The 10,099-nt window shown below is 47.8% G+C and carries 12 protein-coding genes; 3 read left to right on the top strand and 9 right to left on the bottom strand.

Translation table 11 applies throughout. The annotated features are described in order from the left end of the window. A partial coding sequence (locus tag RM811_RS19930; protein WP_402527626.1) for a substrate-binding domain-containing protein occupies positions 1 to 312 on the top strand: 312 nt, incomplete at its 5' end. A 63-nt stretch (positions 313 to 375) separates the two neighbouring features. Here the strand turns inward: RM811_RS19930 and RM811_RS19925 are convergent. The 4 genes from RM811_RS19925 to RM811_RS19910 are packed head-to-tail and all read right to left on the bottom strand — an operon-like array spanning position 376 to position 3,343. Next, complete coding sequence (locus RM811_RS19925) at positions 376 to 1,014, bottom strand: bifunctional 4-hydroxy-2-oxoglutarate aldolase/2-dehydro-3-deoxy-phosphogluconate aldolase (protein WP_402527625.1); 639 nt, start codon at positions 1,012 to 1,014, stop codon at positions 376 to 378. Then, positions 1,011 to 2,819: a phosphogluconate dehydratase gene (gene edd, locus RM811_RS19920; RefSeq protein ID WP_402527624.1), complete on the bottom strand. Its 1,809-nt coding sequence runs from the start codon at positions 2,817 to 2,819 to the stop codon at positions 1,011 to 1,013. Before edd ends, RM811_RS19925 begins: the two co-directional genes overlap by 4 nt. Next, a complete protein-coding gene (locus RM811_RS19915; RefSeq protein WP_402527629.1) occupies positions 2,816 to 3,154 on the bottom strand; it encodes a gluconokinase in 339 nt (112 codons plus the stop codon). The genes edd and RM811_RS19915 overlap by 4 nt, the downstream gene beginning before the upstream one ends. A gap of 9 nt (positions 3,155 to 3,163) precedes the next feature. Then, on the bottom strand, positions 3,164 to 3,343 hold the full coding sequence (locus tag RM811_RS19910; RefSeq protein WP_402527623.1) for a shikimate kinase: 180 nt from the start codon (positions 3,341 to 3,343) through the stop codon (positions 3,164 to 3,166). Positions 3,344 to 3,548: 205 nt separating this feature from the next. Here RM811_RS19910 and RM811_RS19905 point away from each other — a divergent pair, with 205 nt between their 5' ends. Together RM811_RS19905 and RM811_RS19900 are read left to right on the top strand one after the other, a co-directional pair. Continuing rightward, positions 3,549 to 3,923: an SLC13 family permease gene (locus tag RM811_RS19905; RefSeq protein WP_402527622.1), complete on the top strand. Its 375-nt coding sequence runs from the start codon at positions 3,549 to 3,551 to the stop codon at positions 3,921 to 3,923. Between the two features lie 16 nt (positions 3,924 to 3,939). Then, the gene (locus RM811_RS19900; RefSeq protein WP_402527621.1) at positions 3,940 to 4,860 is read left to right on the top strand and encodes a gluconate:H+ symporter; all 921 of its coding nucleotides are present in this window, start codon (positions 3,940 to 3,942) and stop codon (positions 4,858 to 4,860) included. Between the two features lie 54 nt (positions 4,861 to 4,914). Here RM811_RS19900 and RM811_RS19895 read toward each other — a convergent pair whose 3' ends face one another. The 5 genes from RM811_RS19895 to RM811_RS19875 form a co-directional block, all read right to left on the bottom strand. Further along, entirely contained in the window at positions 4,915 to 5,517 is a 603-nt protein-coding gene (locus RM811_RS19895) for an NADPH-dependent FMN reductase (RefSeq protein WP_402527619.1), read from the bottom strand. 105 nt (positions 5,518 to 5,622) lie between these two features. Next, a complete protein-coding gene (locus tag RM811_RS19890) occupies positions 5,623 to 7,362 on the bottom strand; it encodes a glycosyltransferase (protein ID WP_402527618.1) in 1,740 nt (579 codons plus the stop codon). 81 nt (positions 7,363 to 7,443) lie between these two features. Further along, the gene (locus RM811_RS19885) at positions 7,444 to 8,772 is read right to left on the bottom strand and encodes a protein kinase domain-containing protein (protein ID WP_402527617.1); all 1,329 of its coding nucleotides are present in this window, start codon (positions 8,770 to 8,772) and stop codon (positions 7,444 to 7,446) included. A 209-nt stretch (positions 8,773 to 8,981) separates the two neighbouring features. Further along, on the bottom strand, positions 8,982 to 9,398 hold the full coding sequence (locus RM811_RS19880) for a ClpXP protease specificity-enhancing factor (RefSeq protein ID WP_402527628.1): 417 nt from the start codon (positions 9,396 to 9,398) through the stop codon (positions 8,982 to 8,984). Positions 9,399 to 9,453: 55 nt separating this feature from the next. Further along, complete coding sequence (locus tag RM811_RS19875; RefSeq protein WP_402527616.1) at positions 9,454 to 10,083, bottom strand: glutathione S-transferase N-terminal domain-containing protein; 630 nt, start codon at positions 10,081 to 10,083, stop codon at positions 9,454 to 9,456. Positions 10,084 to 10,099 lie beyond the last annotated feature (16 nt).

Genomic DNA, 10,099 nt, shown 5'->3' with positions numbered 1-10,099 from the left:
TTGATGGCAGAAGCTCTGGATAATCACCCTGAGCTGGATGGCGTTTTTTGTTGTAATGATGATCTGGCAATTGGTGCAATTATGGAATGTCAGCGACGGGGAATTTCTGTACCGAATCAAATGGCCGTGGCAGGGTTCAATGCGCTGGATATTGGACAATCCATTACCCCCAAACTGGCCAGTATCGAAACCCCCAGATGGGAGATTGGCAGTCGTGCAGCAACCATGCTTCTGGAAAAACTGGCTGGTTCACCACCCAAAGAATCCGTAGTCGATCTTGGGTTCACCTTGTATGAAGGTGAGAGCATTTAATAGCAACGGAATGAGAACAGCACACACGTTGCAAAGAATATGCGTGCTGTTTTTTCTGCAAAATCAGGAAACCAGGACAACCGCTTCCGCAGCCAGACGGGAGACCTCCAACCAGTTACGAGCAGCAACCACATCCGCAGGCAACATCCAGGAGCCTCCAATCGTTGCCACGCAACCCAGCGCCAGATAATCCTTGATATTATCAGGCCCAATCCCACCGGTCGGGCAGAAACGAATCTGCGGCAGTGGTGCAGAAATAGCCTTAAGCGCCTTAACACCGCCGTTTATTTCTGCAGGGAAAAATTTAAGGTGATCATAACCATGGGATAGCGCCTGCATAACTTCAGAAGGCGTTGCACAACCAGGAATCAATGGCGCTGAACACTGGCTGGCATGAGCCAGAAGCTCGGGCGTCATTCCCGGCGAAATCACAAATTTTGCACCCGCAGCTACCGCGGCATCGTACTGGGATGCGTTAATGACCGTTCCAGCCCCCACCATCGCATCAGGCATTGCTTCTGCAATCTGACGAATCGCATCCAGCGCTGCATTAGTACGCAGGGTGATTTCAAAGACCTTGATACCACCCTCACTCAATGCCTGAGCCATGGGTACAGCATCCTCTATATGGTCAATCACCATAACAGGAACGATTGGGGATGCAGCAAACACCGCTGCTGGTTGAATTGCCCACTGACTCATTTAATACCTCGACCAAACAGGATGGATGCACCTTCTTCCGCGCTGGAAACCGATTGGCGACAACCATTGAATAATTCTCGACCATATCCATGGTGCAGATCCGACAGATCAGGGCGATGCGCTTCACGGGTAGAAAGATCAGCATGCACCGCAATTTCACCAGTAATCGCGTTAACCGTTAACTGATCACCATCCTGCAGATAAGCCAGAGGCCCACCCATCAGAGCTTCCGGGGTGACATGAATCGCTGCCGGCACCTTTCCGGATGCACCCGAGAGACGACCATCAGTCAACAAGGCTATTTTAAAGCCCGCTTTCTGCAAATTACCCAGAATTGGCATCAACATATGAAGCTCTGGCATACCATTGGCAGCAGGACCGTTGAAGCGAACAACAATCACAGCGTCCTGATTTAATTTGCCAGCCTTATAGGCAGCTTCCACTTCATACTGGGAATTGAAGACCAAAGCAGGTGCTGTCGTCGAAAAATGCTCTTCAGCGACGGCACTCACCTTGATTACGGCGCGCCCCAGGTTACCGGACAGGACTTTCAAACCACCAGTGACAGCAAACACCTGTTCAGAGTCAGCAATCACTTCCGGGTTACGCGTTCCGGAGACTGACTTCCAAACCAGCTGCCCATTTTCCAGTTCCGGCATCTTCAAGTAGTCGTCCATTGTCCCATAGCAAGGCATTGCATCCATATACAACAAGCCACGCTCAGCCAGAGCAGACAACAGGGCAGGAACCCCACCCGCAGCGTGAAACTGATTGATATCAGCCGGACCATTTGGATAGACACGGGTCAATAGCGGCACAACCTGTGAAAGGTCATCAAAGTCATCCCAGGTCAGAATGAAACCAGCCGCCCGGGCTATAGCAATCATATGAATAGAGTGGTTGGTACTGCCACCAGAGGCCAGCAAGGCCACCAGACCATTCACCAGAGCGCGCTCATCCAGAACCTTATAAAGCGGACGGTAAGCAGGAGCACCGTGAATCTTACTGGCGATATCTCCGGCAATTTCACACGTCAGAGCATCGCGCAATTCAGTTCCCGGTGGAATAAACGCAGAGCCAGGCAACATAAGGCCCATGGCTTCAAATACCAGCTGATTGGTATTGGCCGTACCATAGAACGTGCAGGTACCCGGCGCATGGTAAGCATTACACTCCATGGCCAGCAGTGCATCTTTACCGACCTCACCAGCAACATGCTGCTGCCGAACCTTTACCTTTTCATCATTGGAAATCCCGGTTGGCATCGGACCAGAGGGAACAAAGGCTGTAGGCAGATGACCAAACGACAACGCACCAATAAGTTGACCCGGTGCGATTTTGTCACAAACACCCAGCAACAGGGTTGCATCAAATGTGTTATGGCTAAGACTGATCGCTACGCTCTGGGCAATAATATCCCGGGAGTACAGAGACATATCCATGCCCGGCTGCCCCTGGGTCACACCGTCGCACATAGCTGGCACACAACCTGCCACCTGGGCACTGTGCCCCTGTCGAGCCAGCGTTTCCTTGATGGTAAACGGGTAGTCCTGATACGGCTGATGGGCACTCAGCATATCGTTATAGGCTGAGATGATGGCCACATTGACACGGGTAAAATTGAGAATATTATCTTTTTGCTGAGAGCCACAGGCCGCAACAGCATGAGCAAGATTACCACCGCTCAGGGACTTGCGAATTTTGCCAGTACTGGCTTGATGCTCCATACGATCAAGGTAGTTCTGACGAAGCGCCGCACTGCGCTCCGCAATTTTTTTTGTAACCTCAAGTACGATAGGGTTCATGCCGTAACCTCTCTGCTAAAACCGGCAGAAGCTTCGATGGCCATGGCTACAACTTCATCAATATCACTGGAGATATCGACACGAGCCACACCACTTTCATCAGCGCCGGGTACTTCAAGCGTGTTGAACTGACTCTGCAGCATAGTCTCTTTCATGAAGTGCCCCTTCCGGGCCTTCATTCTTTCCAGGATCAGATCATAACTGCCATCAAGGAAGATAAAATGAACCTGATCATTACCCTCACGGATAATATCCCGGTATTTCTTTTTCAGAGCAGAACAGACTACAACACCCGTTTCATTTTTTGCCTGCACACTGAAGCAGACATCACGAATTCTTTCCAGTCATGGCTGACGATCATCGTCGTTCAGTGGATGACCACCTGCCATCTTTTCTATATTAGCTCTGGGATGAAGATCATCACCATCAATAAACTTTGCACTTATAGCCCGGCTGATTGACTCACCTACAGTGGACTTGCCAGAACCGGACACACCCATTATTACAAATGTATTGCCACTCACTTTTTTGATCTCGATCAATAGTTATCGAAAAAATACAAAGAATAAACTTCTTCTAACAGCATGTTACGGGTAACATGTTACCCGTAACATTGAACTATGAAAAGTTTTTAAATCTTTTGAGACGAATCAATCATGTCGGACCTTTCTCTGATATACACCGCAGCCGGCTCCATCCTGCTCCATCCTGCTGCTTCTCTTTCTGGTCATGAAGGCCAGACTGCACGCTGTCGTAGCACTGATCCTGGTATCCATGATTGCCGGTATCGCCACCGGCATGAATCCAGCTGATATAGCAGCCACCATCCAGAAAGGCATGGGGGGGACACTGGGCTTTGTCGCCGTTGTAGTAGCACTGGGTGCCATGTTCGGAAAGGTGATGGAAACCACAGGCGCCCTGGATCGCATCGCCCAGACATTGCTTTCTCGATTCGGTAATGAGAAAGCAAACTGGGCAATTACCATTACCGGCTTCATCTGTGCATTGCCACTGTTCTTTGACGTAGCCGTCGTACTGTTGATCGGTGTCGTTTTTGCGATCGTCAGAAAGAGCAAGGAAAGTGTTGTAAGGAAAGTGTTGTAAGGAAAGTGTTGTTAAGATGGGTATTGCCCTGCTGGCGGGCATTGCAACCTGTCAGGCATTCCTGATCCCTGCTCCGGGTCCGATTCTGGTGGCCTCCCAACTGGGCGCAGACTTCGGCTGGATGATTCTGATCGGCCTGACGGCTTCTATTCCGGCCATGATCCTTGCCGGCCCCATGTTTGGCTCGTTCATCAGTAAAATCGTAGACGTGCCACTGCCCGCTCACGCAGTGGCCAGCGAAGAATTCAAGAATCGCACCGGCACTCTACCTTCTTTCGGCCTGGCTTTTTCCCTGATTATTCTGCCGCTATTAATGATTGGCCTGCAAACTATCGGCTCACGCTTTGTCGAAACCGGCTCTACGATTCATGGCTGGCTGACCTTTATCGGCCACCCATTTACAGCCATCATGGTCGCCTGTCTTGCTGCCTGCTACCTGCTGGGCATCAAGCGCGGTTACACCAAAGATGAAGTCATGAATATCTGCGGATCAGCCCTGCAGCCTGCCGGCGTTATCATTCTGGTAACCGGTGCCGGTGGTGTATTCAAACAGGTCCTGGTGGATTCTGGCGTTGGTCTGGCCCTGGGCAACATGCTGGCAGGTACTGGCCTGCCGATCGTTATCCTGGCCTTTATCCTGGCAGCAGCCGTTCGTGTTATTCAGGGTTCTGCCACCGTAGCCATGCTGACAGCCTGTGGCCTTATCCTGCCAATGCTAGAGCCTCTGGCTCTGTCCGGTGCCCAGCTGGCTGCCGTAACCGTCGCTATTGGTGGTGGTTCAATCGTACTGTCACACGTTAACGACTCAGGCTTCTGGCTGGCAAATCGCTACCTCGGCCTGACCGAGAAGCAGACCCTGCAAACCTGGACCGTAATGGAAACCATCATCGGTACCACGGGTGCTGTGGTTGCCATGATCTTCAGCCTCTTCCTGTAACACCCCCCAATAAAAAAACTCCAGCAAATGCTGGAGTTTTTTTATTTCTTATCTTTACATTCCATTTCGGAATGTCTTGTGATCTACAACCCCACTCTCTCTGACCAGCTTTAATCCTGCTGAATACTCCTTCAGCAGATTGAGACAATAGTCAGCCCTCTCCCAAAGATGCTGATCCCCCTCAGGATCATCTCCAGTTAACACCTGCCCAACATGGCGAACAATCAGATGGTCTGGCAAATAACAGATCCGGCTGTTCTTATAGCTACTTGTTCTTAACTCAACCACCGGGTATGAACCGCCCTGGCCGGCAGATATCGCAGTAATCAGAGCCGGCTTATGCCCCAGCTCAGCAGTACCAAACAGCAGGAAAAAGTTCTTAAGCCCCGATGGCACCATACCATTCCACTCCGGGGCCACGACAATCAACGCATCCGCTTTCTTCAACTTCTGCTTCCAGGGTGCCAGCCTTGCCTTCCACTCTGCATCTCCTGACCAGATGGACTCATCCCAGAGAGGAAGAGGGTTTCCAGCAAGGGAAAGTATCTCCACAGAATCAAACAATGAGAGTTCATTAACCCGATCGGCCAATGCTCGACTGATTCGCGCACTCTGAGAATCAAGACGATGACTGCCGCTGATAATTGCAAGCTTCATTCTTTTTCCTTTTCTGCCGCATAAAATCTATACCCCAAACTTTAACAGAGAGTTTACAATCCGGAATTATTTTTTTGGTTTTTACCAGCGCTGAGAAGGCCTGATTTACAAACCGTAAGATTTTCTATCAGGAAGGGATAAAATGAGATGCAGAACCTCACCGTCTTCAAAACTCTTAACGGGGCGCACATCAGGCTGATCCCAGGAAACCGTAGCCACCCGACTTAACTCTCCCCACTTCGTAACACTTAATACAGTCCTGCCCTTTAAGTCTTTTATCCCGAAAGCATGGGATTCCGTCATATTATCAAACGCAATTTGACATTTCTTATTCCGGTAGTAAGAATCAACCATCCTATACACAGTCATTGGCCCCGGGCTGTGAATAGTCAACAGATAACGAAGGCTATGCTTTTCTTCATAAATTCGTAAAACCGGGCAATCAAAATCCGGACCTTTTTGCAGAGCTGGTGATGAGTGACGAATGCTTTTATAGAAACACTTCTTATAGCGTGAAGCATCACGCAGCGTTAACCGTTCTTTGCTCCCCACTCCGGGCGGCACATAAGGACCAACCTCTTTTTCCTTTGGATTGACTTTCAGGCCTTTTTCCGTGATTTGAATCGTTCTTAAACACCATCCAACCTTTTGATTGCGCACCCATAGAACATAAGGTAATTGATCAAGCTGGTTTGACCAGTAGAATTGATCCATAAGCATATGCCTGACTTGCCAGGCATCGGGCTTTGCCGCTATTAAATCCCCACTAAAGTCTGTATCCCAACCTTTACCAAGGAGGATTCCATGCCTGGCAGATAGTGTGTGAAAACGAATTTTATTTTTCCTGAATGCCGGATCTTTAACTGAACTGGCTTCAGTATCAGAGTCAATATAAACACCCCCATATTTTAATAACGCCGCCATTCTCAAATAATCGCTCTTTGCTGAATAGTTGAATTTCCCAACACCATGTAACAAATAGTGATCCAGCAGGCTTCTTTTGAATGGGTTTGAACCTGTTAATTTATTTCCGGTGGAAACTTTCGAAAAATGGCACGTATTTTCCAGGCCACTAGCTGATGAGCGACATTCATCCTCTGTAAATCCTGAGTCAGGACTCCCTGAGGAGTGATTAAAGACAACACTTCTTTCTTTATTATGTTCTGATTGATCATTGAATGCTTGTTTCGGCGCCCATAATAAAGGCAAATCATATTTATTAAAGGCCTCTGCATAATGACAGGCCTCTTTAAAACTACGAGACTCTTCATAATTACAGAGATTTTTATAGCTTTTCTGATTAACACTCTCCAATACACCAAACAGGTTTTTATCACTACAGATTTCGATCCCTTTTCCACCGGCCGTCCGGCATTTGAACTCCGTACCCGTTTCAAGCTGGAGACCTCTATACAGACTATCACCGGAAAGTCCAACACCTGACAGAGCCCTTTCGATAACCATTGATTTATTCGTCCAGAGCTTAACGTACCACCCCTCAGCATTTAACTGTTTAGATAAGGAAATGATATTTAACATTCGTTCACTGGGAGCAGAGCCAGCGCTTTCCCCACTTAACCAGATTACATGAGCTATTTTTGGGATAATACTTTCACCAGGGGCTTTTTTAGTCATTTTCTTTAGCTTTGTATCAAAAAGGCCAACACCTTCAATCCGATCAGCCTTTCTTTTTCTTATACAGCCACCACTTGGTGCTTCTACCCTTTTCCCTGAAATAAGATACGGAGCTGCCCCAATACCAGGCTCTAAAGCATTCTTAACAGGCATCTCCTGATTATTCTGGCTGCATACTGCACCCTGTCCTATTTTACTGCGAGTAATCATTAAGTAGCTGACCATTGGTATTTCATAATTTCGACCAGCCCATCTGTAAAAAGTTTCAGGCCCTGAGCCTCCAAGATATGATTAAGGTCTCTGGTTTATAATCTCATCCAGGATTCGGCCTGCTTCGATCAGTGATGTTCTCTCTGTCGGAGTTTCTTTGGTTAATCCCAGGATCAAATTAACAAGAGCGTTGATTTGAGGAAGACTATTTCCTTCTACAGGCATGGCATCAAGCAGTATTTGCTTCTTTTTCGTCTCGTTCATCCGGGCAAAACCCAGAGTGTATATATAGCTCTGAGGTGTTGAAAATCCTTTATTTGAATTAAGTTTTATAAACTCATCATCTTCTGGTTTGCAGCATAATGACCTGAGATCGTTTCCTGTCAGCATGACAGCCAGCATTACCCCCAGCCCCCATAAGTCAACACTATACGTATGCCCATTTTGTGACTGCCTGTCTCTGCTGCTGGCATCCAGGACGATTTCTGGAGAAAAGTAAAAAGGAGCGCCACATATAGAATAAGTACGCCCGAGCCTTGTAATATTTTTAGCAAGGCCAAAATCAATCAGTTTTATATCGGGATTGTCTGGCTCATTGTTACCGGTATCAACCATCATAACATTGTCAGGCTTAAGATCCCTGTAAATAATATTATGCGCGCGACAGTCTGATAATGCCTTGACCAGTTGGCGACCCATATTACAGGTCTGACGCCACCTGGAAATCAAACTGCACTCTCTACCCAAAACCCCCTTGGTCGAATTCAAGGCCTTATGTAAAGTACAGCCTTTTATAAGTTCACTGATAACAGCTGCTAACCTGTATTGGGTATACATTTTTGGAGGGATATCGTTCAGGCTTCTAATAGCAACATACGTCTTATTTGAAGAGTTGTGGAGGATCAGCGCTAATACGGTCGCTATATTAGGATGCCTTGCCAGTTGCAGGCAGCAAAACTCTCCTGCAGTGTCTTTCAGATTAAGTTGACGTTGTTTGCGTATAACTTTGATGGCATAGTGTTTTGAAGCTTGATTAACGCCAACATAAACATCACCTTCACCGCCCGATGCCAGCGATTCTTCATCCGGTTCGACTCCCAACAGCATGGATAAGGCTTGGGTAATATCTTCACACCCTAATGTCTTTCCCCATCCATTTTTTGCTTCAAGCCCTCCCGTACCTTCCTCATCAACACCTGAAGCTGCCAGAGTAGAGACCTTTCTCGGTTGACCATAAGCTGTGCTGCATGGAGCTTGATCAGCCAGACCAGCTCTCTCTCCAGAAAAACAAGTTACTAATCGGTTCAAGGCTCGACTAAAACAGCCAGAACCTGCCATCTGTTCTCCTGTTTTAGTACCCTGGAAAAAATCAGCCCGAAAGTTTCTACCGGGGTTTTGTGTGGGAATCATTTAACTGCTCTTTTATTAGTTACTTTTACTTCTGACAAATTCCTTATAGAAACATTCAATTTACTGACAATTTTTTGCGCATCAGTGTTATTTCAATGGGTGAAGTCGCCAGCTATTCAGACCAATCTGCTCACGGTGCGAGGGATTAAAAGTCAAAAAAAATCTAAAAAAAAGAGCCGCGATGCGACTCTTATTAAACAGATTGAAAATTACTTAACCACTTTCAAATGAGGACGTCCAGGCTTTTTCGGCGGCTGAGGAGGCTCTCCCTCTACCACCTCAGTTTGAACCTCTTCAGGCTCTTCCTGATCCTCCAGAGGGTCTGCCTCAAAAACCATCCCCTGACCATTTTCCTGAGCATAGATAGCCATCAATGCAGGAATGGGAACCGTAATGGTCAATGCACGACCACCAAAGCGCCCATCAAACATGAGGTAATCATTACCAATATTCATAGCCCGCACAGCCGTTGGCGAGATGTTCAGAACAATCTGACCATCATTCACGAACTCCTGCGGAACCTCTACGCCACGGCGATGGGCATCCACCAGAATATAGGGTGTGCAATCATTATCAAGAATCCATTCGTACAGTGCCCTGGCAATATACGAACGGCTACTGGTCATTGTCATAACAACCTCCGGACAAGCACTTCACAACACCTCACACCAATAGCCAGGATTACTCACGCATTTCCCTTTCAAGCTCAGAAAGACTCTCCTGGAACGACTCACGCTCAAATAAACGCTCAGCGTAGTCCAGAATCGACTTCCCCTGTTTGGGCAATTCAACACCCAGAACAGGCAAACGCCAGAGGATAGGCGCAACACAACAGTCCACCAGAGTAAACTCTTCACTCATAAAGAACGGCATTTCAGAAAAAATAGGCTCAACAGCCAGCAGGCTTTCCCTCAGCTCTTTACGAGCCCGGGCAGCCGGTGTTTCCTTGGTTCTGGGATCCAGAATCGTATCCACCAGGGCGCACCAGTCTTTCTGGATGCGATGCATCATCAGTCGACTCTGGGCACGGCTGACCGGATAAACAGGCAACAACGGTGGATGAGGAAAACGTTCGTCCAGATATTCCATCATGACGTTTGGCTCATACAGAACCAGTTCCCGATCAACCAGCGTAGGCACATTGTTGTAAGGGTTCAGATCGGAAAGCTCCCTGGGAAGGTTTTCCGGATTAACATTCTGAACATCGACAGCAACGCCCTTTTCTGCCAGAACAATACGAACCCGGTGACAGTAATGGTCAGTTGGATCCGAGAAGAAAATCATGGATGACTTTTTGGCAACTACAGCCATGCAGTACCCCGCCTTC

Source organism: Endozoicomonas sp. (assembly GCF_031844845.1).
GTDB lineage: Bacteria > Pseudomonadota > Gammaproteobacteria > Pseudomonadales > Endozoicomonadaceae > Endozoicomonas.
The sequence above is the reverse complement of the archived record's forward strand: the minus strand, read 5'-3'. Positions and strand labels throughout refer to the sequence as shown.

Excerpts from the sequence above, each read along its gene's own strand:
- RM811_RS19900 (WP_402527621.1), top strand. The coding sequence starts at position 3,940 with ATGGGTATTGCCCTGCTGGCGGGCATTGCAACCTGTCAGGCATTCCTG.
- edd (WP_402527624.1), bottom strand. The coding sequence starts at position 2,819 with ATGAACCCTATCGTACTTGAGGTTACAAAAAAAATTGCGGAGCGCAGT.
- RM811_RS19875 (WP_402527616.1), bottom strand. The coding sequence starts at position 10,083 with ATGGCTGTAGTTGCCAAAAAGTCATCCATGATTTTCTTCTCGGATCCA.
- RM811_RS19880 (WP_402527628.1), bottom strand. The coding sequence starts at position 9,398 with ATGACCAGTAGCCGTTCGTATATTGCCAGGGCACTGTACGAATGGATT.
- RM811_RS19895 (WP_402527619.1), bottom strand. The coding sequence starts at position 5,517 with ATGAAGCTTGCAATTATCAGCGGCAGTCATCGTCTTGATTCTCAGAGT.
- RM811_RS19885 (WP_402527617.1), bottom strand. The coding sequence starts at position 8,772 with ATGATTCCCACACAAAACCCCGGTAGAAACTTTCGGGCTGATTTTTTC.
- RM811_RS19905 (WP_402527622.1), top strand. The coding sequence starts at position 3,549 with ATGAAGGCCAGACTGCACGCTGTCGTAGCACTGATCCTGGTATCCATG.
- RM811_RS19925 (WP_402527625.1), bottom strand. The coding sequence starts at position 1,014 with ATGAGTCAGTGGGCAATTCAACCAGCAGCGGTGTTTGCTGCATCCCCA.
- RM811_RS19890 (WP_402527618.1), bottom strand. The coding sequence starts at position 7,362 with ATGATTACTCGCAGTAAAATAGGACAGGGTGCAGTATGCAGCCAGAAT.